Below are 24409 nucleotides of genomic sequence, written 5' to 3' on the forward strand. Positions count from 1 at the left end.
TCGCGCACATCTTGAAAATACTGAGTTTGTTTTAATTCATCTAAACTAAACATAGTTTCTATCTCCCGACGATTGAGAAGCGGTAACTTATAAACGAGAATCGTCTCTATTAATTGTAAGAGTTCTTGCGGTTTTTGGTCGGGGGTTAATTCTTGCCTCACTCTTTGGATTAATTTTCGGGTGCTATCAATCGCTTTTGCTTTAGATAGGGTGATTAATTGCACTGTAGCTAAACCAATCGAAGTTTGAGGAATGTTTTCTAATTCATTCAGATAAATCCGTCTGACTCGCTCGGAGTTGAGCAGTTCCCGATAGCGTTGAACTTGATTGGTTTCTACTTGAGGGTTAGGATAAACAATCACACCCCGCCAATCATTGGTTAAGTCAGTTTTACTGAGATATAAGAATATTTCGGTGAAAAAGCGCTGATAAAAAGCCTCATCTTCCTGAAATTGTACCTCACAAAAGTAGATAGGAGTCTGGGGGTTATTATTTTGAGGCAGAAAGACTCCATCAAGACGAAAGGAAAGTTGTTTTACTTCCACTGAGTCAAAGCGGTAGTTATTGGCTTCGCTGATAGGGAGTTGAATTAATTCAAAGAAGATAGAGGGGAATGATTGAAAGAGTTGATAAAAAATCGTGTCAGTTTTCATGCCTTTATTTCTGAACCTCCCCCCTAGGAATATACTAGCTATGGCTAAAAGTCTTGGAGAGCCTGAGTAAAATCTTCTTTGTTAATTTTTTATTATTTCTGTATGGATCAAGTCCAAGAATACTGACTCCTAAAGACCGACTCCTAACCCCCAAACTTTTTCAGCAGACCCTAATTATATATTGGCTTCAAAAACGGGACAATAGCCTTCGGCAACCACTTTAAAACCGTAGAGGGGAGAAGCGGGATTCCAACAGCGCTGACTTTTGTAGTGGACACAGACACGACAGCAATCCATCTCCTCTAAAGCTTTGGTGATACGATTGGGACTCTCGCTTAATAATTCCCGTTGGGAGACTCCCCGCAATAATAATTCTTCCCCTTGCCAGCGCGCTTCCACCAGTCCCGTATCGGCGAAATTACTCCACCGGGGATCCCGGGTGATCGGATCTGGTAAGGTGATAGTGACGATCGAATCCGATTCATTTAATTCTCCCTCATAGTGACTGGGGGCCGGGGGTGTCGGTTGCATAAAGCGATCGCCAATAGGCAATTCCACCAGGGTTCCCACGGACGGAGAATGGAGTTGATAACGGCTTTGTAATTCTTCTAAACTGGTCAAATCCGCTAGATATAGGGGCGAGCCATGGACGAACATGATATGCTGCGGCCGCAGGTTATGGATCAGTTGGGTGGTGTTGCGACTATCGCTATGTTCGGCCAGTAGATAGGTTTCTTGGCTAATTAATCCCGAACGCTGTGCCGCTTTTAATCGGGGATTCTCCAGGTTGATATCGTGCAGGTGTTGGGGAGCTAACATTAACCAAGGTTTATCCCCTTGCAGATATTTACTCACCTCCTCTAGGCGATCGATTAGTAAAATTATCGGAGTGGTTCCCCCTAGAGGTGTCGGTTTTTCTGGCAACCTTCGCAACCGGGGACAGATGCGCTCATCCCAAAATAAGGGCTGATGTTTGGCAAAATTCTGGACAGATGCGGGAAATTGTGGTAAAATTTCTAGGTAGGCATCGCAAGCTTTAGCGATCTTGCCCCCAACCCAGATATCAATGTCGCGGCCTGTGAATTGGTGGTGCGACCGCAGTAATTTTAAAATTTCTTGACCCAATCCCAAAGCGGGGACGGGTAGTAGGACATTTTGACCCTCAGCGATCGCATGATAGATGCGATTCATCAACTGTTTTTCCTGCTGTCGTCGGTGGGGATGGCGCTCTGTGCCGTAACTGCCTTCAATAATCAGCACATCGGGGGACACTCCCCGCAGCAGATCGATCGATAATCCTTCCACCAGTTGAAAATTAGACAGGGAAAAATCGCCGGTATAGAGGACCTTATAGGTGCGTTTGGGGGTTTTGTAGGTGAAGAGAACCACAGCAGCCCCAGGGAGGTGGCCAGCTGGAAAAATCTCGACGGTGAGATCATCAAAGAGAGCGATCGGCGCTCGCCATGGCCAACCCTGACAGAAACTGCCGATTTCCTCGGTAGAATCAGGCCATTGTAGGGACAGCAGTTGTACTGTCACCTCACTGGCATAAACTGGCAATTGGGGATAGGTCTGATGGAGAGCCATTAACCCACGGATGTGATCGCTGTGGGCATGACTACAGAACACCAGATCTACAGGTGGTTTTTTGTTTTGGGTCAGGGGTTGCATATCGGCCAAACCACAATCTAAAAGTATGCGATAGGGACCGATTTTCAGTAGGAGACAAACTCCCTCCGACGCATGACCGACACCAAAAGGTAAACAGGATAAAAGGGATTTTGACCCCCAGATAGCAGTAGAGTGTTGAACCATGGCAACCCTGATCATGATGACTGGTTAGTGAGCGGAACCATTGCCATCGTAGTTATCGCTATCGTAAAAACCGTTGCGGGTGCCGAAAAAGAGACAAGAGACGGTGAATACAGCCGTTAATGCCAACAAGATTAATTTGATGTCCATATAATTAGTGCAACTCCTCAGAGGGTATCTCCCCTCATACTAACCCAACTTTTTCGGTTGTTAGCAGCTAGGTTTTGAATTTGTCCATGGCCGCTCCACCTCTTTTCATAATTAAACCTCTTGCATAATTAATTTTTGAGGGGTCAAAAACGGCAAAAATAAGGATTAAATTGCATAAAATCTGTAAATAGACCATTTAATTAATTATTATTCATTCTTAATTCTCCTGACTACTGACTACTGACTACTGGCTCCTAACCCCAACAACAATTTTTGATTTTTACAAGAGGTCTATTAAACTTGCCAGTAATTTGTGATGATTTCATCAAAAACTACTGAAAATTATCTAAAAACCTAGCATCTTTTGTCATAATAGTCAAGAAAATTTCACAAAAATTTAGCCTGACTTTAAATTCTCCTTTGCTAAAGTGCGACGTAATGATAGGTGTAAATTTTCCCTTTTAGACATGAGGCAAAAGCAAACAAGTTATTCATTTTGATTCAGATTAGCTCAATTCAATTATAGTTGAATTTTACTAGGAGTTTTCGATTAGAGTTGAAGGCTATTTGCTCAGATTATAAACTCAATTAAGGTTTATTAAAATTAAAGTTTGTTAAACTCGGCTAAGTCATTGGTCTTTTCCAGAAGAGGATAACGAATTGCTGTTTGATCGACTAGGCTAGATAAATACTCATAAGTGTGACGAAGTTCATAGGCATTATCATCACTTTTTGCTTGGTTACACTGCCAGCATACCGGTTGTAAGTTGTCAAAATCAAACATTTTTTCTGGACAGCGGGCTTTATTAATTATATGATCGATAGTGACATAATTGGGATGAAAAAATATCTGATTGATTTGATTAATAACTTTTTCCCCTTGAGAATTATTATATTCGTAACCCCTTTTGATAGCTTCTGACTGGGAAGAAGTTTTAAATTCTTCGCCATGTTTCATCTTTTTGCCACAAAAAGGACAGGGTTTTTCTTTGGCCATTATTCGATATTGATTCGGGCTAATTAATCCTTTTTGGGGATGTTCGATAACTGCTAGATGTTGATTAGCATTCCAGATTTCTGCAATTTCATCGGAGCTATATAATTGAGACAACTTTGATTTTGATATTTTAGTCATGGCAGTACATAATAATCATAATAAAGGATATTTAGCCAAGGCTTTATCTGCTGTTTCATGCACATTTTTTGAGATTTTTTCTAACTCTTGTTTTCCTTCTTCAGATATTTTTTGGGCTTTTTCAGACTCAATAATGGCTAAATCAATGGCTTTGACAAGATTTCCCTTATTTAATTCATGCTCAAATAAACTGACAACTTTATAAGTATTATTTTTAAAATCCTGAAGAAGTTCCCAAGAGCTTTTAACCTTTCCCCAGCCGCTATTATAATAGCCCTTTTTTCTCGCTTGTCTTTGTTGCTCTAGGGAAAGGCCATGAAATAGTTCACTATTTCTTTTTTGCCATTGGCGATAGTTTATTTCTTCTAGTAACTTCATGGCTTCAGTTCCTGGTCATCTGCAAAGTAACGAGTGATTTCTTGCCACTTTTTCTCGCCATAGTTATTAATAATATATTTTTTAATATCCCCCAGTTGTCTTCGTAGTTTATCATTAGTTTTTTCCAGAGATTCAACTGTAGATATTGCTCGCTCTTTTATTTGTGTAATCCCATCCTGTTGTTCCTGAATAGTATTTTTTAGATCGCTCACCGCTAGATTATAACTGTCTTTATGAACTAATTCCTTTTCCAGTAAAGCCTGTTGACGTTCCTGGCCAGTTTTAGATAGACTAGCCTTTAACCATTGACCTAAACGATAAATCTCAGATTGATCAAAATCTAATAAATCTTGACGTAACTGCTCTAACTTTTGTAGCAATTCATTAACTTTTTCTTGCCAATAACTGACTTCTTGTTTAAGCTCAACATTCTGGTTGTATAAATTCTGATTACTTTTTCCTAACTGTTCAATTTTGCCCTCGTGTCTGGATATTTGCAAGGACTGATTTGAATTAACTTTGGCTCTCTCATTTCGTTCTTGTATGATAATCTGGAACAATTCCGCCGCTACAGGATCATCAAGATGTTCTACAATCCATTCTAGATGACGTGCTTTTAACCTATCGCTCAAATAGCCCTTGATTTCTATATGTTGTTCTTTCAATAGGGCTAGATTAGATTTAATGGTCATGACCGTAATTCTGACTTTAGTAAACTATCCATAGTTATTTTAGTACAAGTATAAGCTTTTGGAAAAAAGCAATCTTATCGGTCATGGTAGTTTTGCCTGTCTCTGGGAATCAACTCGGACTGACTAAAGAAACAAAAGAAAATGGAAATTTTGCCGATCTAGGGCTGGCCTTTGCTATAAGTGAGCTATATAGCGCCTCCTTGGCTAGTGAGGAAATTCTCAAACGCTAAAGCTGAGAGCTTACCGCTATAAATAAGCACACGAATCACCCAGACAGAGAAAATATCATGCGTATCGCTCACGATGTCACCGAATTGGTTGGCCGCACTCCTTTAGTACAATTGAATCGGATTCCCCAGGCGGAGGGCTGTCTTGGCCGAATTGTGATGAAATTAGAAGGGATGAATCCCGCTGCTTCCGTCAAGGATCGCATTGGCACTCACATGATTAATAGCGCCGAAAAAGCGGGTTTAATCAATCCAGAAACCACGGTTTTAGTGGAACCCACTTCTGGCAATACGGGAATTGCCCTAGCGATGACTGCGGCAGCTAAGGGTTATCGCTTGATTTTAACTATGCCGGAAACGATGAGTTTAGAGCGCCGGGCGATGTTAAAAGCCTACGGTGCTACCCTAGAACTTACCCCCGGTTCCCAAGGTATGAAAGGGGCAATTTTACGCGCTCAGGAAATCGTTGATAGTATCCCAGGCGCTTATATGTTGCAACAATTTCGCAACCCTTCTAACCCAGAAATTCACCGTCTCACCACTGCCGAGGAAATTTGGCAAGATACCGACGGACAGGTAGATTTTATTGTTGCAGGTGTGGGTACTGGAGGCACGATTACGGGAGTTGCTGAAGTGATTAAATCGCGTAAACCTAGTTTTCAAGTAGTCGCAGTGGAACCTTTCAATAGTCCGGTGATTTCTGGGGGTAATCCCGGTCCCCATAAAATTCAAGGTATCGGTGCGGGTTTTATTCCGGAAGTTTTACGCACAGATCTGATTGATGAGGTAATTACTGTCAGTGATGAGGAAGCTTTTCAATTTGGTCGTCGTTTGGCAAAAGAAGAGGGTTTACTTTCGGGGATTTCTTCCGGTGCCAATCTTTGCGCTGCGATTCAACTGGCCCAACGACCGGAAAATGAGGGTAAATTAATTGTGGTGATTCAGCCTAGTTTTGGAGAACGTTATCTGAGTACGCTGATGTTCCAAAATATCGAGGAGCGCGAGTTAACTTTGGTGTAAAAAAATATCCTCCTCAGCCTCTAGCAGTCAGCTTTAGTTGAGGGCTGATTGCTAATAGCAGAGAGCTTTTTAATCATATTTTAAAGAGGGATTTTTTCACCTGTAGGGGTATTTGTAAAGGTTGCGGTTTGATTGCTTCTTTGCCGGAAAAATTATCCAGTAAAGCCGATCGCACTTGTGCATCGGTTTCTCGTGAGAGAAGATAGCGGAAGTATTCTTGGCATTGTTCTCGACGACTGGGGGAAAGTTGCATTTCACTTAAACGTCGGACTGCCATTAAGCGCATTAAGGGATCATTGACTGTTAATTTTTCTAACCAGCGATCAAAGTTTTTGGACTCATTTTGACCGCGATGGTCGAGAAAATGCCATCCTAGTAGGATTAAGGTCAAAACCGTGCCAAATCCTTGCAAAATTGAGGCCAGGGCCAACCAGCGATTTTCGGCATAGGTCCAAATTGCTACAGCGAGATAGGTGGCTAAACTGCCCAAACCGCCACAGACTACCGCTAAAGTTAACTTACCGCTATCGGCGCTGAAAAAAGCACGCCCCCACAGCCACAGCGATGGCCAGTTTTGACCCTGGAGATGGTAAACTCCAATCATCGCCCCCACCCCGGTTAAAGTGGCCAAAACTAACTGCCAATTCCACGCCCAGAGGATCAAAAAACTAGCACAAGCTGCCGCCCATGTCAAGAATTGACGGGTTTTTTTGGCGGCGAGAGTTTTCATGACTCGACGCTGCAGAGCGGGAGAAAAATAGGGAGGAAGGCGGAATACTGAAGACACGGGAAGTTTTTCACTGAGGGTTTGATGATCACTATAGCCTGTTCTCAGGCAGACAGATCATTTTTCTTGGTAAAAATCCTCGTGGGAAAAGAGCGCAGTGCTAGGGTGGGCTAAAATTGCGATCGAGAATCGGCTAAAGTTCAGATTGGCGAGCTTAGGTGTTAAGATTGTTTGCCATCAAACTCAATTTTTTTTAGTAATAAATAGCTGAACAATATTCTGTAAACTTATATATAGAAACCTCAAGAAATATATTAATTTGCTGTCTTTAGGGCAGCAAGCTCTGATAGACGATCTAGAGTATTAAGTATAAATACCGCAACTAATTTTACCTAGTCACGCCAGCTGTCTAACTCATCTATATCACTTCCGAACAGAGTTAGAACTTCCTTTGTCTCGGTGGAGTCTTGCGGGAATTTTACCTTAAGGAAAATCTCGATAATTTTGAGTCATGATTCACTAGAATCCTCAAATATTCCATAAACTGGCGAGTTTTAAGAAACCTAGGAGGTTCATCGCTATGAAAAGCCGTCTTGTTGTTTGTTGTGATGGAACTTGGCAAGATTTAGGACAAGGTTATCCTACCAATGTTGTCAAAATGGTGCAAGCTATCACGCCACTTGATGATAGTAAGGGCAACCCCATCCGTCAAATCATCTACTATGACGAAGGCATTGGGACAAAACAAACTAATGCCGAGGTGACTGATACTTTAATTAAAATTGGTGGAGGTGCTTTAGGCATTAGCATTGATCATAAGATTGAGGATGCCTATCGTTTTCTGTGCTTAAACTATCAACCTGAAGATGAAATTTATCTCTTTGGGTTTAGTCGGGGAGCTTACACTGTACGCTGTTTAGCTGGGTTAATTTATAATTGTGGTTTGTTGTATCGAGAATTTATCCGACAAATCCCCAAAGCCTACGAAATTTACCGAGAAAAACAAGACCCAAATAACGCACCTAACGGTAAAAATGCCATTGATTTCCGTAATCAGTATGGACGACGAGTTCCCATTAAGGCCCTATGCTGTTGGGATACGGTTGCTTCTTTAGGTATCCCCGATATCGTTCATTCTCTGCACTTGGATGAAAAGTTCAACGAACGTTATCGCTTTTATGATTCGACCATCAATCCTACAATTGAAAAGGCGTTTCATGCAGTTGCCATTGATGAAATTCGTAAAGTCTTTGATGTAACGCTAATGCGTCCCCATTCTACCCAGATCAGACAACAAAAAGAACAAGTGGTTCAAGTTTGGTTTCCGGGGGGTCATGGTTGTGTTGGTGGAGGTTCTCAGGAAGAATCTGGCCTATCCGATGGAGCTTTATTGTGGATGATGGAACAAGTCGAAACCTTGGGTTTGGTCTTAGATAAAAGTTATATTCAACATGAAGTTCATCCCAATTGTAGTGCGCGTTTTGATAATACGTCAAAATGGCCATTTAATGTAGCGGGAACAGCACCTCGCCAATTTGAAGGGGATGTTAGCAATTTGCATGAAAGTGTTAAAAATCGCTGGATAGACCTGAATCTTAATCCCCCTTATAAACCCGCTATTCCCGAAATTCAAATGATGCTTGAGAAAGATATTGGTGCTTTGAGAAAGAAAGAAATAGTCTCTGTTTAGCACCTCTCTACCTCAAAAATGTCGCCTACACTTTACCTACATAAACACTCATAATCTGAACTAATTAGGAGGATTTGCCATGAAAGTATCACAGAACTGTATTGATCTGATCAAAAAGTGGGAAGGTTGCAAGCTTACCGCTTATAAGTGTCCGGCTGGCGTTTGGACAATTGGGATTGGAACAACTTGTTATCCTGATGGACGACGTGTTCGGGAAGGGGATAAGATTACTGATCAACAGGCGGAAGGCTTCCTTATCAATGAATGTGAGGAAAAAGCCAAAGCTGTGGATAAATTAGTAAATGTTGATCTTCATCAAAATCAGTTTGATGCTTTAGTTTCCTTTGCTTATAACGTAGGCATCGGAGCTTTTAAAGAAAGTACCTTACTACGTCTGTTAAATCAGCCAAATTATAACGAAGCGGCTAATCAGTTTAAAGAATGGAATAAAGCAACCGTAAACGGACAAAGAGTGGTTCTTGAAGGGTTAGTTAATCGCCGTAAAGATGAAGAAGAACTATTTCGTAAAACAGATGGGTTTGGTGAACCTATTGATCTAGAACCCTCTCCCCAAAGTTCCGCTACTTGGCTTAAAGGATTCTTAGAAAATCAAAATACCGTTGTTGTGGCGTATAAGGCTGACCAAGTTGTCGAAATTATTACCCTAAAAAGTCCTCTTAAAGAAGATTTAATTGATGTATTGCGACAATATCCTAATGCTCAGAATTTCCATATCGCCGCACCAAATGAGCAAATTCCAGCAGGTAATCGAGTTGAATTTGAGGGGCGTACTCAAGCTCTATCGAGGGTTGCCAATCCGCCTACTTTAGAGCGAGGATTACTGTTAAAAGGAATGACTGATAATGATGCAGGAATCTCTAGCAAAGATATTGCAGAAATGCAACAACGTTTGAAAGATTTAGGCTACTATAACGGAGAAATTGATGGGGATTTTGGCAGTGGTACTGATAATGCTGTCAGACGATTCCAAGCAGATGTTTTTGGTCACTCCGAAGCAGATGGGAAAGTCGGACCAAAAACTTGGGCTAAATTGTGGGGAGAAGAAACAACACCCCCACCTACTCCTCAACCTGCTCACGGAACTTATCTCCGACTGACTAAAACTAACCAGAAAGACGGTGATGGTTTATATATTCTCATTTTGGAATATATCAAGAATGGACAGGTAAAAGATCATCTTAAAGTTTGCTCTGGACAACCGAGTAACCAACTATTCCGTACAGGTCCTCAAAGTGTATCGGGTTCCATGGAACCGCTGCCTGAAGGCAAATGGTACATTAATGACATTCTCTGGGCAGGTGGCAAAGATAAATATGGACCGACTGTTTTTAGTAATGGTCTGGGTCCAGTTACTACCCCTATCAAATATGTCGGACCGAATTCCACACGGCGAAGTGCTATTGAAATCCATATTGATTGGAATGGAAAATATTGTCATGGTCCCTGTCCAGGAACGGCAGGTTGCCTTGGTATCTACGATATTGCTGATTACAAGAAATTAGTTAGTTGGCTAGGAGATACTAATCCCCATGATCTATATGTGGATTGGGGTCTAGGAACTTGTCCTCAACCTTAATAATAACTCACTCAAGGGTGATCATAATGATCTTTTATAGTGATCACCCTACTCTTTTTTGATTCGGTGATTTACTCACGAACAATGTACAAACTTTTACTGGCATCAGCCTTACAACAGGTAATGCAAAACACAAATCTCCCTATAAACATAGACTCAAAACTAATCTGGAACGATACAGGAATTAATCTTGTCGCTGGACAAGAATATCATTTTCAAGCAACAGGTCAATGGACAGACTGGACAATTACCTCTAATGCTGATGGTTATGAAAGTACTAATTTCTTTCTGAAACTATGTGAAAGACTACGACGAATGCCTAATTCACCTTGGTTTTCACTGATTGGTTCAATTGATAAAGATCAAGATAGTTTGTTCCTCATTGGCACAAATAAACAGTTTACAGCACCAAAAACAGGACGGCTTTACTGCTTTGCTAACGATGTGATCATCGCCTATGCTAATAATCGAGATAGCATCCAACTCACTGTAACTTCCTTAACTTGACAAAGGGAAAATATCCTATTTGTTAACTGTCTGCTGTTGTTAAAGTAACCTGTCCAGAATCAGGCAAAAAAGGATCAAAAATGATGACTACTCAAAAACTGAAAGCTCTAGTCAATACTGTTATCAAACAATCTACCCTAGATAGCAGTCAAATTACTGATCCTACTCAAAAATTTTCCTTGACAGCAGGAGATAAAATTGAGATTAATGATTACAAATCTGCAGCCAATAACCACTGGGAATTAGAATTAACAACCCCTGTTAATCAGATGGCGAAATGGTTCGCTTATATTCCCCATGTCGAAATTAAAAGTAATGACCCTGTGGCCAAGATATTACAAGACATTAAGCAGTCTCAATTTAAGGTGTATCATCGACCAACAGAACAAGATGGAGATGGATTGGGGATTCCCCCTAATGGACAAGACAACCGTTCAGAAAGAATTTGTCCTGTGTACGTTCTTAGTCCGAGAAGACAAACAGATTCTTTAGTTAGACAAATGATTACACTGCTTCCGGTCAAGGATACAGCGTTCATTATTGCAGAACGATTGCTACAATATCCCGAAGATTATCTCCCCACTATTTCTCAATTTGAAAAAGCGGTCATCGTCCAATCTTTTGTTGGTGTCGGTCCTCCTCAACCAAATCCAACTCCTTATCCAGATTGGGCAAAAAAAAGACACGACAAAGAGTTGTGGAGACTCGAACAATCTATCCGTCTATTACAGTCGATGAATCGAAAAATCTCAGCGGTGGTTTGTGCGATGGGAGATTCTCAAAAACATTCATCCAAAGATGTGCGAGAAACAATGCAAACAAGATTATACAATCTTCTGGATAAGTATAATCTCTCGGCTCTCAAACAGCCAATTACTTGGGGAGCAGATGAATTAGTAGCAATGGGAATCGCTCAAACCCTTCCCAAAACTAAAGTGCGTGTCCATATCTCTAATAAGGAGACTGAAATGTGGTACGACGGGCGACGACCACCCAGAGAACTTGTGACTGAAAAATTACAAGCAGTTGGGTTAGAAGAATCAGAAAATGACTGGGATTTCGAGGTCGCTATCCTAACTCGTCGTCGAAATGGTAGTATTGATGATTATCAGAAAGACGACAAGGAACAAGCGAAGTTAGATGAGCAATTTCTGGCTAAATACAAGAACTATTCTTCCGAGCAGCGCGCTAAATTAGTCATCATTGATGGCCGACTTTTTAATGGGGCTTGGAATGCCACTTCTGTGTTACCTTATGATGATTTATTGGCCTTCGGTAGTTGGGGAACATTTGGCAATTGTGTTGGCTCAACTTTGGCGGTGGCAAAAATTCTTTTCTACGCTAAAAATCCCGCCGCTCAAAGACAACTTTATTTAGAAGCCATTGCTCATGATGTTTTTGCTAATGGCTATAAAGAAGTTCAACGACCCGAAGAACCTAAAAGCTTCTGTAATCAGCTAAAAAATCAAACAGGAATCACTTTCAATCATTACGAAGGATATGATAATCCTGCTACGGTCAAAAAAGTCTTTGAGGTCTTAAATCGGCACGTTAATGTCAGAATGCAGGAACATTTTACAGCACTTCCCCTTGTTAATAACCGAGTCTTCCGAATTACCCCGCAATTTTGGCGCACTTTTGAGAGTGAAATCCACATCTGGCCAAGATTACCAGAGGAAATTCATAAAGTTGGTATCTATCGTACCGATCTGGAAGCGATCGCTTTTAATCCTTCATTGGGCGATCAATTCGTCTAACAGTAAATTTTTCAACAATCCCATAGGAGAAATGCCATGACTTCCTTACAAATTATCAATCCTACCAATCATGCTCGATTTGAATGTCTAAAACCTGTTACTTTTACAGGCAAAGTCCCCACTGAAATGGTCACTGTAGAACTCAAAGCAGACGAAAAATATCCCCTGGGCAGTGGTCAGGTTAAAGCGGATGGTTCTTGGTCGATTACTTATTCAGGATTTACCAATATCGGTGGGCGCAAAATTACCGCCATCGGTTTTGATCAAGGAAATCAAAAAAAGGCAGAAACCAGTATCTATATTAATGTTGTTTCCGCCACGGATGGACTTGATAAAATTATCCAGATTGCCGCTAATTCCCAAATAGCCCGTTATCACTGGCTCGATCGAGGAGTTGCCCCCAAAGGTTACATTAAAGGCATGGCAGTTGTCTACGCTAAAGTTTATTGCCAGTTGAAAGCAGGTAATCCCTTTGCCAAAGAAATGGCGAAAGCTAACACAGGAAACTCCGATAAAGATGCCTTAGCACACTATGCTCAAAAATTCGGTTATTTAGGGATGAATAATAGCGTGGCAGGGGTTGATACCCTCAGACATTTATTTGTCTTGCTAATAGGGTTAGGAATGCGGGAAAGTTCTGGAAAATACTGTGAAGGACGTGATCGTTCAGCCAGCAATACCACTGCTGAAACGGCGGAAGCTGGATTATTTCAAACAAGCTATAATGCCCGCAGTGCTAGTCCATTATTACCACAGTTATTCGAGCAGTATTTAGCCAATTCATCAGGGTTTATCGAAATCTTTAAGGAAGGGGTTACTTGTCCTCCTCAAGACTGGGAAAACTATGGAGAAGGGAAAGGAAAAGAATTTCAACGCTTGTCGAAAGCTTGTCCGGCTTTTGCCGCAGAATTTGCTGCTATTGGCTTAAGAAATCTCCGAAAACATTGGGGGCCAATTAACCGCCTAGAAGCGGAAATTCGTCCTGAAGCTGATGCTATGTTACAGGAGGTTCAGAAGATTGTTGATCAATTGAATCTTTGTTCATTGTTTTAATTATCTTTTTTTCTATCTCTCAAATAAGGGAAAGGAGGGAGTTATGAAACTGCTCAATACTCTAATTGCTGGTGGATTATTAACTATTAGCTTTTTAGTCATTCCTGTGGCAACCAAAGCTCAGAACTTTCAAGAAAAAGTGGCTGAAAACGCTGTTAAAGAATGGCAAAATTTTCATAATCCACCCATTGTTGTCAGAGCTAAAGCAGATACTGAAATACGCAGAGATACAGGAACAGCTGAAAGACCTCTAGAATATGCTCAATGCAACATAGTTAATCGTTACTGGCGCAGTGTACAAACACCCCCTAGAGGTGACTTTTGTAGATTACCCCAAATAGCAAATAAAAATCAAGGAGGCTGGGATAATTATCCTTGGTCAGCCGCTTTTATTTCTTTTATTATGGAACAATCAGGGGCAGGTGATCAGTTTAAATATAGTGTCCGTCACGCTACTTACATCGTTGATGCTGTCAGAAATCGGGACAATCCTCATGCTTCTTTTCGAGGCTATCCCATTGATTGGATTCGTCCATCTGTTGGCGATCTAATCTGTGCGCCGCGAGGAAAAAATGCGGGTTTAACCTATCCACAGATTATTGATAAAGGAGATTTTGAATCTCATTGTGATATTGTGGTTGCCAAAAATAACAATCAATTAGAAGTCATCGGTGGGAATGTAGGAGATAGTGTGGCAAAAACGATTGTTTCTCTAGACGCTCAGGGACACATCAAAGTCACCAAACCTGATTTCAGACCTTGGTTTGTGGTTATCAAAAATAATCTCAGATAAGGTGCAACCCTTGAAGTGATGGCAAACTTGAAATCTTTAAGGAGAAAAGGCGATACAAATGGGAGAATCCTGCGCTTTTCCTCCCCTATAGTTAAGCGTATTGTAGCTTGATAAGACTATTATTTCCCAGCGATAGCTCAATGGATTGAGGGAAATATTCCTGCTGCCATTGTCCGGCACTAACAGCAGCGGTCAAAACCACCATTCTAACGATCGCCAGTGGGAGAGGAAATATTATCTTTAACGATCCCAACCAGAATGATGACAGGGGCTATATTAACGACAAAATCAGCGATAAAAGTCCCAATCGCCAAGATTAGGCGATAATAGTCCCAAAAACTCCCTAGCCATGCCGGTCTCATCGAGATGATCTGCATAAAAATTTAAGAATGATCCCCGTCTGGTGATAGACTTTTGACTGTTAAGGAAACAAACTCACTAGATAAATCATAGATTCAGTTGTAGGGAGGATCATCGAGTGGAAAGTACGCTAGGGTTAGAAATTATCGAAGTGGTCGAACAGGCTGCCATTGCCTCCTCGAAGTGGATGGGTAAAGGCGAAAAAAATACCGCCGATCACGTCGCTGTAGAAGCGATGCGCGAACGGATGAATAAAATCCATATGCGCGGTCGCATCGTTATTGGAGAAGGGGAAAGAGACGAAGCTCCCATGCTCTATATTGGCGAAGAAGTGGGTATCTGTACCCAAGCTGATGCCAAACAATATTGTAATCCCGACGAATTAGTCGAAATCGATATCGCCGTCGATCCCTGCGAAGGCACTAACTTGGTTGCCTACGGTCAAAATGGTTCCATGGCCGTGTTAGCGATCTCCGAAAAAGGTGGGTTATTCGCCGCTCCTGACTTTTATATGAAAAAATTAGCCGCTCCCCCAGCAGCTAAAGGTCATGTGGATATTAATAAATCGGCGACGGAAAACCTGAAAGTTCTTTCCGATTGTCTCAATCGTTCGATCGAAGAACTGGTGGTAGTGGTTATGGATCGTCCCCGTCACAAGGAATTAATCCAAGAAATCCGCAACGCCGGGGCCAGAGTTCGTCTGATCAGCGATGGTGACGTATCGGCCGCTATTTCCTGCGCTTTTTCGGGAACTAATATTCATGCTCTCATGGGTATCGGTGCCGCTCCGGAAGGGGTAATCTCGGCGGCGGCTATGCGTTGTCTAGGCGGTCACTTCCAGGGACAATTAATCTATGATCCCGAAGTGGTCAAAACCGGTTTAATCGGCGAAAGCAGAGAGGGTAATCTCGCTCGTCTGCAAGAAATGGGCATCACTAATCCCGATCGCGTTTACGGTTGCGAAGAATTAGCCAGTGGCGAAACCGTCCTCTTTGCCGCCTGTGGGATCACCCCCGGCACCCTGATGGAAGGGGTACGCTTCTTCCATGGTGGCGCTCGTACCCAAAGCTTGGTTATCTCCACCCAATCGAAAACCGCTCGCTTTGTCGATACCGTTCACCTGTTCGACCGACCCAAATACATTCAACTGAGATAATTCTCTGACCGGGTGGGGTGGCCATGGCTCACCTCGCCCCCATTGGTAAAAATATATAAAGTTTTTTTTCAAACATCTTTTATTTGCATCCCGATGGGGACTAAATTGCAACAATTAGAGACATAACGCACTGATCTTTATCAATAATTTTTGTAGCCTGAGCAACATTTGTAGGAGAACATAAATGAATATTGCTGTAGTGGGCTTGAGTCACAAGACAGCCCCTGTGGAAATTCGCGAAAAATTGAGTATCCCGGAAGCGAAAATCGAGTCCGCCCTTACCCACCTCAAGGGTTATCCCCACATCCAAGAGGTGGCTATTATCAGTACCTGTAACCGTTTGGAGATCTACGCCGTGGTTACGGATACGGAAAAGGGCGTGGTGGAAATTACCCAGTTTCTCGCTGAAATCGGGCATATTCCCCTTAATGTCCTGCGTCGTTATCTGTTTACCCTACTGCATCAGGATGCTGTCCGTCATCTGCTCCGGGTGTCGGCTGGTTTAGAAAGTCTTGTCCTCGGTGAAGGGCAAATTCTCGCTCAAGTTAAAAATACCCATAAATTAGCTCAAAAGTACAATACTATCAGTCAATTACTCGATCGCCTGTTTAAACAAGCGATGACTGCCGGTAAACGCGTCCGCACGGAAACCAGCATCGGCACGGGAGCCGTATCGATCAGTTCGGCGGCGGTGGAGTTAGCCCATGCTAAGGTGGCAGACCTCAGCGGCAAGAAAATCGCTATTATCGGGGCAGGGAAAATGTCCCGATTATTAGTTACTCACCTTCTGGCTAAGGGTTCTCAGCAAATTGCGATCGTCAATCGCTCCCAAAGACGGGCCCAGGAGTTGGCCCGTGAATTTCCTCACCTACCGCTGCAACTATATGGCTTAGAAGAGATGATGACTACCGTAGCGGCATCGGATATCGTCTTTACCAGTACCGGAGCCACGGAACCAATTTTAACTAAAACTTTATTGACAGAAGTGACGATTTCTGCTAACTCGCTGATGTTAATCGATATTTCCGTTCCCCGCAACGTCCATACCGACGTGAAGGAATTGGCACAAGTGCAAGCTTTTAACGTCGATGATCTCAAAGCGGTGGTTGCCGCCAATCAGGAAAGTCGCCGTCAGATGGCTAGGGAAGCAGAGGCACTCCTAGAGCAGGAAGTGGAAGCTTTCGAGCTTTGGTGGCGTTCTTTGGACACTGTACCGACAATTAGCTGTTTAAGAAGCAAAATTGAAGATATTCGCGAACAGGAATTAGAAAAGGCCCTCTCCCGTCTGGGGACGGAATTCGCCGAAAAACACCAAGAAGTTATCGAAGCAATGACCCGCGGTATCGTCAATAAAATCCTTCACGAACCCATGGTACAACTGCGCGCCCAACAGGATATCGAAGCCCGCAAGCGCTGTTTACAATCCCTGCAAATGCTCTTTAACCTCAGTGTCGGGGAGGAATATAGTTAGGGACTGGTAATCCACAAAAATTAAGGGCGATTCTATTGGTCTGTCAAGGTGATTTTGAGGGATTGGGAGCGGATAATTTGGCAGCATTCCCCTATCCACAATTTCAAGATTGACAGACCACTAAGCTGTTGACTCTCTAAATCACTCGTTAAGGCTGTCCATGAGTGCCGGAGTTGGCAGCAGGGAGCGGTATAATTGATAGTTAGGTGTACCGGGAAGGAGTTCTGTGGTATTGATTCATAACTGCTACTAGATGACCAGATGGCAACGTTCCTTACTGATTCTGCTGATATAGCCAGAGTCTACTACTCTTCAAGATTGAACTTGAAACAGCGTAGTCAGTTGGGTCAGTTCTTGACCCCCGCAACTGTTGCGCGTTTCATGGCAGGACAATTCAACAACCTGTCTGGTCCTATTCACCTTCTAGATGCTGGGGCTGGAATTGGAACTTTAACTGCTGCTGTAGTAGAGCGGTTACTGGCAAACCCCGATCAGGTTAGTAGTTGCAGCATTACAGCATATGAAGTCGAACCAGTCTTCTTCCCCTCGCTAAATCAAACCCTCACAGAATGCTGTGCCGCTTTGAACGGAAAAGGAATTCAAGCAGATTATTGCTTGCGGGGGGAGAATTTCATCAAAGCTAGTAGTGAAATGAACTTGCCACTCTTTAAGAAGGTAGTTCCGGGCTTTACTCATGCGATTCTGAATCCACCTTATAAGAAGATTCACAGCCAATCAGCAGAAAAGAAAGTTCTTGCAAGTATTGGGATTGATACTGTAAATCTCTACAGCGCATTTGTTTGGCTTGCCATCGTACAACTTATAGACGATGGCGAAGTGGTTGCGATTACGCCGAGAAGTTTTTGCAATGGCAAGTATTTTCGCCCTTTCCGAAAAGCCTTCCTAGAATATATGAAACTAGATAAAATTCATATATTTGAGAGTAGATCAGCAACCTTCTCAGAAGATGAGGTATTACAGGAAAATATTATTTTTCACGCCCTAAGATCTAAACAAAAACCTAGCACTGTAAAAATAACCAGTAATTCTGAGATGGCATTAGACGAGATTTCAGAATCTAGATATGCCCCCTATGACGAAGTGATTGAGCCGAATGATTCTGAACAGTTTATTCATATTGTTACAAATTCTCTCAAGAATTCCTTGAGAGTTCAAATGAATAAAATGCCCTGTACATTAGATGAGATAGGCTTAGAAGTTTCCACTGGTCCAGTTGTTGATTTTCGCCTGAAATCGTCTTTAAGAAACCATTTGAGTGATAGAACTGTTCCCCTACTTTATCCAGAATCTGTAAAAGTCAGGAAAGTAGTATTTCCTCCTGATAATCCCCGCAAGCCCATTGCGGTAGAAAAAAATAACGAAACAGAAAAATGGTTAATTGAGCCTGGCTGGTATGTTTTGACAAAACGTTTTTCATCCAAAGAAGAAAAGCGTCGTGTTGTTGCTGCTGTGTGTTCTCCTATTGGTTCAAAATCTCTAGGTGTCGAAAATCATCTTAATTATTATCATGCTAAAGGCAGAGGAATGCCTCCTGATGTAGCTAAAGGGTTAGCCGCATTTCTTAATTCAACTTTATTTGATAGCTACTTTCGTCAATTTAGTGGAAATACACAAGTCAATGCTACCGACCTTCGTAGGGTTAAGTATCCATGTAAAAATGACTTAATCCAAATAGGAGTTCAAGTTGGGGACAATGACTTAAACCAAGAAGAAATCGATCAAGTTGTACATGAAGTTCTATCAATTATGGATGAAGCAAGTGCCGCAGTTCAAGCAAACAAACGAATCGAAGAAGCACTGACAATTCTCAAGGCTATCTCTGCTCCTAGAGCGCAACAGAATGAAAGGTCTGCACTATGCTTACTTGCGTTAGCAGATATTCAACCTGATAAACCCTGGAGCCAAGCTACTGCACCAAAACGCGGAATTACAGAAATGATGGATTGGTTCCGTGATCATTACGGAAAACAATATGCACCAAACACACGCGAAACTGTTCGAAAACAGACAATGCATCAATTTGTGCAGATGGGACTGGTGGTTCAGAATCCAGACAAACCAGACCGACCAATTAATAGCCCTAGGTGGTGCTACCAACTTGATCGGCAAGCGTTATCACTGCTTCAAGTTTATGGCTCTGAGCAGTGGGAAGAAGCTCGTAGAAATTATGCGCTTTCAGTGACTAATTGGTTGCAAGCCAGGAATCGAAATCTGCCCATGATTCCTATAACCTTACCCGATGGTCGGGCGATTCAGCTTTCATCAGGTGGGCAAAATATTTTAATTAAAGACATCTTAGAAAGCTTTTGTCCAAGATTTACGCCAGGGGGCGTAGTTCTATATATTGGCGATGCTGGTGATAAATTTATAATCAACGAAACACAAAAATTCCGAGAAATGGGGATTGAATTAGATCCTCACGGGAAAATGCCTGATCTTGTTATCTATCATAGATACCAAGATTGGCTTGTCCTTATAGAAGCGGTGACGAGTCATGGTCCAGTGAATTTGAAACGCCACAATGAACTAAAGCAACTTTTTCAATTAAGCTGTAAGGGTCTTGTCTTTGTTACTGCTTTTCCCAGTCGTAGGGAAATGACTCGTTATCTTGCTGAAATTTCCTGGGAAACAGAAGTTTGGGTAGCTGATCAGCCCGATCACATGATTCACTTCAATGGAGAGAGATTCCTAGGTCCATATTAGAACCCAGAAAAGCGTTCTTAAAGATATCAGTTGTGAAAGTACACCTAACTTCACCGTTAGGTGGCTTAGGTTTTCTATTGGGACAGTGCTTCTAGGTTATTTTTGATCCTAAATCCTGTTTTGCAAAGCTGATAACAATCAATCATAAGTGACAGTACACGACAGTGCGATCGCTGTAGGGGGCGTTCCCTGATGCAAGTCCTACTGCTCCACCAATAGATTTTTGGGAACGCACCATGCTCATTCATTGAAGCTGTGAGTCTAAGAGTGCGATGTCGAAGCCACTGCCTAACAGTACGTCAATCTTGTCGGGTGCGAAGCATGAAATGTAAAGCACCTTTTGAGTGGAATACTAGAAACCTTCTGCGGTGATTATGCCAATATTGAGGTGATTAAACCCCGCAGTGCGCTATTAAGTTTCATTAAACCTCTTGCATAATTAATTTTTGAGGGTTCAAAAACGGCAAAAATAGGGATTAAATTGCATAAAATCTGCAAATAGACCATTTAATTGATTATTATTCATTCTTAATTCTCCTGACTACTGACGACCGACTCGGCTCTTCTGGTTTCTGTGTGAAAACGAGGTCTATACTGAATAGTTTCTTCGGCGAAATAGTCCTAAAAGTTTTGCCCGATAAGCACTTCACGATTCCATAAGCAAAAATTATCACACAAACCCGACAAGAGCCATGAATCCTGACTCCTGACCCCTGACTCCTAATCCTAACAACAATTTTTGATTTTTACAAGAGGTCTATTTTTAACTTGACGTAAGCGGTCAGGGATTGAGATAATCTAACAAGTATGTACGACAATGAAATCCTAGACTCTAGCAACTCCTTAAATAATCCTCTCGATGGGAGCGCTCCGGATCAAGCAGCGGAAATCCCCCCCGATCCAGAGGAAATGCTGTCATTGCTTACTTCTGCTCATGTCAGCGAGAGAATGATCGCCGCCCGCGCCTTTTGTGAATTGCGTGATGAAAGAGCGATCGCCCCGTTACTAGAAATGTTAAACGATGTCTGTCCCCTAGTGCGTGTCAGTGTCGCCTACGCTTTGGGCAGAAATCCCAGTCTTAACTCTGTGGAACCCTTAATCGATTTACTGACCAGAGATTGGAATGGTTACGTCAGAAAAGGAGTAGTTTGGGCCTTGGGCAACTGTGGCGATCGCAGAGCGATCGAGCCTTTGGTTCATGCTCTTAAAACTGATATTTCGGCGGTGCGATTATGGGCGGCCAGTAGTTTGGCCCAGATTGCCAAGGTCAATTATGAAGCTATCATCACCGTCTTGCCGCCTTTAATCGAAGGATTGCGCCGAGATTTAATCGCCGCAGTGCGGAGTAATTGCGCCTGGTCAATCGGTCAATTATGCCGAGAATTGCCCTTCAATGTTATTTATGCCACGGCGATCGATGCTTTGATCGAGGCCTTGGTGGAAGATGAGGATTTAGGTGTCAAGGAAGATGCGAGAGGTGCTTTATTAAAAGTGGGCGACCCGAGAGGATTACAATTGATCGAGGAATTAGAGCTTGAAGGAATTATCTAAACCGCTAATTTTGGGCGTTACGGGGGCATCGGGGCTGATTTATGCCGTCCGTACTCTCAAATATCTACTTTTAGCCGACTACACGATCGATCTAGTGGCTTCCAAATCAGCTTACACTGTCTGGCAAGCAGAAGATAATGTGCGGATGCCTCCAGAACCGGAACTGCAAGAACAATTTTGGCGCGGCCAATGCGGGGTGATGGAAGGGGGAAAATTACGCTGTCATCGTTGGGGGGATGTGGGGGCAACAATTGCCAGTGGTTCCTATCGCACCCTTGGTATGGTAATTATTCCCTGTAGCATGAGTACAGTGGCTAAATTAGCGGGGGGGTTAAGTTCCGATTTGCTAGAAAGAGCGGCCGATGTGCAGATTAAGGAGGGCAGAAAATTGGTTTTAGTGCCGCGAGAAACCCCTTTTAGTTTAATTCATCTGCGTAATTTAACCACTTTAGCCGAGGCGGGCGTTAGAATCGTGCCAGCAATACCGGCATGGTATCACCATCCCCAATCGATCGAGGATTTGGTCGATTTTGTCATCGCTCGTACTCTCGATCAGTTAGATATCGATTGTGTGGCCATTAATCGCTGGCAAGGACATTAACAGTGATCAGTTATCAGTGGGTAAGTTATCAGTGGGTAAGTTATCAGTGGGTAAGTTATCAGATTGGAGTTTTAAGTGAGCAGTATGTGTTAAGTGAGCAGTATTAAATAGCTGGTTATAATTAAATTGAAGATAGATTTTGGGTTCGATCCCCCCTTAATCCCCCCTTAATAAGGGGGGTGTCTGACAGTTTTTAACACCTAACTACTTAAATAGCAGTTTCTTGCCATCTTTTCACTGTTTACTGATCACTGTTTACTGATCACTGTTTACTGATCACTGAATCAAGGGAGGTAAAAATGGGCTGGATTATGGTCTTATTTGCGATCGCTGTGGGCGGATTACTGATCTGGCAGAATCTGGGGGTGATCACTTTGGTCTTTTTTGGCGGTATTATGACGGTAAAACTGCCCCTAGCGGTCTGGGTGTTACTTTTCACCCTAGCGGGAATTATCAGTGGTTTAACCCTGCAATTTCTCTATAGTTTTGGTCGTCCTTTGGCTGCCCCAAAAGCTTCCCCTCCTATAGCCAATAATCCTACAGTTCCACCCCCATCTCCCCGACCTACCTATATTCAAGATACTACTGCTTCTGCACGGGGTAACGATTGGGAAAGAGATAGCGGTGATGATTGGAATTTTGATACACCCCCCCTTCGACGTAGCTCAGGGCAAGCCGAAAAACCGACGACCATTCAGGATCGGGAAGAATTCCCGCCTAGGGTTGCCGATTGTGAAAAAGTTGACCCTGAGCGAAGCCAAAGGGCGGATTTTGTCAAGCCTCCAAGTGACAGTTCTCAAACTGGCTCAGTTTATTCCTATAGTTACCGCACAGCCAAACAGACTCGCGGGGAAAAAGCCGATCAAGTGTACGATGTCAATTATCGGATTATTAAGCCCCCTACCCAGGATCAAAACCAAGATCGGGAGGTAAACAAAGCGGATGAAGAGGAGTGGATTTAACTTTCCCTTCGACGTAGCTCAGGGCAAGCCCCTCGACGTAGCTCAGGGCAAGGACAGAGTGGAGGTTTCTACCTGAATCCCTCAGAGAAGATAGACTTTTCTGGCCTTGTCTCCTGTCTTACCGAAAATTTGGGTTTAAGGTTCCCCGCACGACCGGGCGGCTTTTAGATAATAGGTTGTCAGTTTAATATTTAATGTGTTAGAATAAGTTTATCCTGTCAAGCCTAGCGTAAATGTTTGTCCTAGAGTTTAAAGTTGAGGCTAAAACAAAACAATATCAAGCTATAGACGATGCTATCCGCACCGCTCAATTCATCCGTAATAAATGTTTAAGGTATTGGATGGATAACAAGGGTGTGGATAAATACGACCTATCGGCTTATTGTCGAGTTTTAGCGCACGACTTTAAATTTGCTGGTGAGTTAAATTCCCAAGCAAGGCAAGCATCGGCTGAAAGAGCATGGTCTTCTATTTCCCGTTTCTTCGATAACTGTAAAAAGAAGGTAGCAGGAAAGAAAGGCTATCCTCAGTTTAAGAAGTTTTCCCGTTCCGTTGAGTACAAAACAACAGGATGGAAGCTTCTTAACCCTAAAACCATTCATTTCAGTGATAAAAAGGAGATTGGAACACTTAAACTAAAAGGGACTTGGGACTTAGGATACTTTCAACAGTCTGACATTAAACGGGTTAGATTAGTTCGTAGAGCCGATGGTTATTATTGCCAATTTATTCTTTCTTGTGATGTTAAAGAAGATGTTAAACCATCGGGTAAGTGTATCGGCTTAGATGTGGGGTTAGCTTCTTTCTATACTGACCACGAGGGTAATAAAGTTGACAATCCTAAATTCTTAAGAAAGTCTGAGAAAAGATTAAAGCGACTTCAAAGACAGTTATCTAAAAAGAAAAAGGGAAGTACAAATCGTCAAAAAGCTAGACAAAGATTAGCTAAGGCTCATCTTAAAATAAGTAGGCAACGTAAAGACTTTGCTGTAAAGTTAGCCAAGTGCGTAGTTCACTCTAACGATGTGATAGCCTACGAAGATTTAAGAATCAAGAACTTAGTCAAGAATCATTGTTTAGCTAAATCGATCAATGATGCGGCGTGGTATCAGTTTCGAGAATGGATAGAATATTTTGGAGTTAAATTCGGCAAGATAACGATTGCTGTCCCACCGAACTATACAAGCCAAAACTGTTCAAACTGTGGTGAAATTGTTAAGAAATCTTTATCGACTAGAACCCATCAGTGTAAATGTGGGTGTGTTTTAGATAGGGATGAAAACGCCGCTATCAATATCCTTAAAAAAGGGTTAAGTACCGTAGGGCATACGGGAACTTTCGGGCTAGATCCGATAAACGCTTGGGGAGAGAATACCTCTACTTTTTCAGAAGC

The 24409-nt window shown here is 42.4% G+C and carries 23 protein-coding genes; 15 read left to right on the forward strand and 8 right to left on the reverse strand.

Annotated features, from left to right (window positions below; genetic code table 11):
* The 6 genes from O9334_RS10350 to O9334_RS10375 form a co-directional block, all read right to left on the reverse strand.
* The coding region (locus tag O9334_RS10350) for an Rpn family recombination-promoting nuclease/putative transposase (RefSeq protein ID WP_288000189.1) at positions 1–653 on the reverse strand (653 nt) is incomplete at its 3' end.
* A 174-nt stretch (positions 654–827) separates the two neighbouring features.
* Entirely contained in the window at positions 828–2468 is a 1641-nt protein-coding gene (locus O9334_RS10355; RefSeq protein ID WP_045360429.1) for an MBL fold metallo-hydrolase, read from the reverse strand.
* Positions 2469–2492: 24 nt separating this feature from the next.
* A complete protein-coding gene (locus tag O9334_RS10360) occupies positions 2493–2615 on the reverse strand; it encodes a DUF8629 family protein (protein ID WP_002737208.1) in 123 nt (40 codons plus the stop codon).
* A gap of 604 nt (positions 2616–3219) precedes the next feature.
* A complete protein-coding gene (locus O9334_RS10365; RefSeq protein ID WP_045360323.1) occupies positions 3220–3750 on the reverse strand; it encodes an HNH endonuclease in 531 nt (176 codons plus the stop codon).
* A 15-nt stretch (positions 3751–3765) separates the two neighbouring features.
* Positions 3766–4128 carry a hypothetical protein gene (locus tag O9334_RS10370; protein WP_190381277.1) on the reverse strand — a complete coding sequence of 121 codons (363 nt, stop codon included), beginning with the start codon at positions 4126–4128 and terminating at the stop codon, positions 3766–3768.
* Positions 4125–4820 carry a hypothetical protein gene (locus tag O9334_RS10375; protein WP_288000194.1) on the reverse strand — a complete coding sequence of 232 codons (696 nt, stop codon included), beginning with the start codon at positions 4818–4820 and terminating at the stop codon, positions 4125–4127. The genes O9334_RS10370 and O9334_RS10375 overlap by 4 nt, the downstream gene beginning before the upstream one ends.
* An 83-nt stretch (positions 4821–4903) precedes the next feature.
* On the opposite strand from O9334_RS10375, the gene O9334_RS10380 reads away from it, so the two are divergent.
* Both O9334_RS10380 and cysK read left to right on the forward strand, forming a co-directional pair.
* Positions 4904–5050: a hypothetical protein gene (locus O9334_RS10380; RefSeq protein ID WP_002796632.1), complete on the forward strand. Its 147-nt coding sequence runs from the start codon at positions 4904–4906 to the stop codon at positions 5048–5050.
* 57 nt (positions 5051–5107) lie between these two features.
* Positions 5108–6067 (forward strand): cysteine synthase A, encoded by a 960-nt coding sequence (cysK, locus tag O9334_RS10385; RefSeq protein WP_008202905.1) that lies wholly within the window; start codon positions 5108–5110, stop codon positions 6065–6067.
* A 73-nt stretch (positions 6068–6140) separates the two neighbouring features.
* Here the strand turns inward: cysK and O9334_RS10390 are convergent, their stop codons facing one another.
* Entirely contained in the window at positions 6141–6854 is a 714-nt protein-coding gene (locus tag O9334_RS10390) for a hypothetical protein (protein WP_045360319.1), read from the reverse strand.
* A 520-nt stretch (positions 6855–7374) separates the two neighbouring features.
* Here O9334_RS10390 and O9334_RS10395 point away from each other — a divergent pair.
* From O9334_RS10395 to O9334_RS10420, 6 genes are all read left to right on the forward strand, one after another.
* Positions 7375–8484: a T6SS phospholipase effector Tle1-like catalytic domain-containing protein gene (locus O9334_RS10395; protein ID WP_288000197.1), complete on the forward strand. Its 1110-nt coding sequence runs from the start codon at positions 7375–7377 to the stop codon at positions 8482–8484.
* Between the two features lie 79 nt (positions 8485–8563).
* Positions 8564–10081, forward strand: coding sequence for a glycoside hydrolase family protein (locus tag O9334_RS10400; protein WP_288000199.1), 1518 nt, complete (start codon positions 8564–8566; stop codon positions 10079–10081).
* Between the two features lie 84 nt (positions 10082–10165).
* The gene (locus tag O9334_RS10405) at positions 10166–10588 is read left to right on the forward strand and encodes a hypothetical protein (RefSeq protein WP_288000201.1); all 423 of its coding nucleotides are present in this window, start codon (positions 10166–10168) and stop codon (positions 10586–10588) included.
* 83 nt (positions 10589–10671) lie between these two features.
* Positions 10672–12345, forward strand: a complete 1674-nt coding sequence (locus tag O9334_RS10410; protein ID WP_288000203.1) for a DUF4127 family protein — start codon at positions 10672–10674, stop codon at positions 12343–12345.
* Positions 12346–12381: 36 nt separating this feature from the next.
* The gene (locus O9334_RS10415; RefSeq protein ID WP_288000205.1) at positions 12382–13398 is read left to right on the forward strand and encodes a hypothetical protein; all 1017 of its coding nucleotides are present in this window, start codon (positions 12382–12384) and stop codon (positions 13396–13398) included.
* Between the two features lie 43 nt (positions 13399–13441).
* Entirely contained in the window at positions 13442–14191 is a 750-nt protein-coding gene (locus O9334_RS10420; protein WP_045360310.1) for a DUF2272 domain-containing protein, read from the forward strand.
* Positions 14192–14397: 206 nt separating this feature from the next.
* Here O9334_RS10420 and O9334_RS10425 read toward each other — a convergent pair whose 3' ends face one another.
* Positions 14398–14568 (reverse strand): hypothetical protein, encoded by a 171-nt coding sequence (locus O9334_RS10425; RefSeq protein ID WP_190381581.1) that lies wholly within the window; start codon positions 14566–14568, stop codon positions 14398–14400.
* Between the two features lie 101 nt (positions 14569–14669).
* Between O9334_RS10425 and glpX the strand changes: the two genes are divergently transcribed.
* The 7 genes from glpX to O9334_RS10460 all read left to right on the forward strand — a co-directional run.
* Complete coding sequence (gene glpX, locus O9334_RS10430; RefSeq protein ID WP_288000207.1) at positions 14670–15707, forward strand: class II fructose-bisphosphatase; 1038 nt, start codon at positions 14670–14672, stop codon at positions 15705–15707.
* Between the two features lie 184 nt (positions 15708–15891).
* On the forward strand, positions 15892–17178 hold the full coding sequence (locus tag O9334_RS10435; protein ID WP_288000209.1) for a glutamyl-tRNA reductase: 1287 nt from the start codon (positions 15892–15894) through the stop codon (positions 17176–17178).
* A 324-nt stretch (positions 17179–17502) separates the two neighbouring features.
* Complete coding sequence (locus tag O9334_RS10440) at positions 17503–19902, forward strand: BsuBI/PstI family type II restriction endonuclease (RefSeq protein WP_288000211.1); 2400 nt, start codon at positions 17503–17505, stop codon at positions 19900–19902.
* A gap of 807 nt (positions 19903–20709) precedes the next feature.
* Entirely contained in the window at positions 20710–21453 is a 744-nt protein-coding gene (locus O9334_RS10445; RefSeq protein ID WP_190381555.1) for a HEAT repeat domain-containing protein, read from the forward strand.
* Positions 21437–22054 (forward strand): flavin prenyltransferase UbiX, encoded by a 618-nt coding sequence (locus tag O9334_RS10450; RefSeq protein ID WP_012267310.1) that lies wholly within the window; start codon positions 21437–21439, stop codon positions 22052–22054. The genes O9334_RS10445 and O9334_RS10450 overlap by 17 nt, the downstream gene beginning before the upstream one ends.
* A gap of 299 nt (positions 22055–22353) precedes the next feature.
* Positions 22354–23016 (forward strand): LapA family protein, encoded by a 663-nt coding sequence (locus O9334_RS10455; RefSeq protein WP_045360301.1) that lies wholly within the window; start codon positions 22354–22356, stop codon positions 23014–23016.
* Positions 23017–23249: 233 nt separating this feature from the next.
* On the forward strand, positions 23250–24409 hold a 1160-nt coding region (locus O9334_RS10460), incomplete at its 3' end, for an RNA-guided endonuclease InsQ/TnpB family protein (protein WP_288000215.1).

Origin of the sequence: Microcystis sp. LE19-8.1F, assembly GCF_027531715.1 — a bacterium.
Classification (GTDB): Bacteria; Cyanobacteriota; Cyanobacteriia; order Cyanobacteriales; family Microcystaceae; genus Microcystis; species Microcystis wesenbergii_A.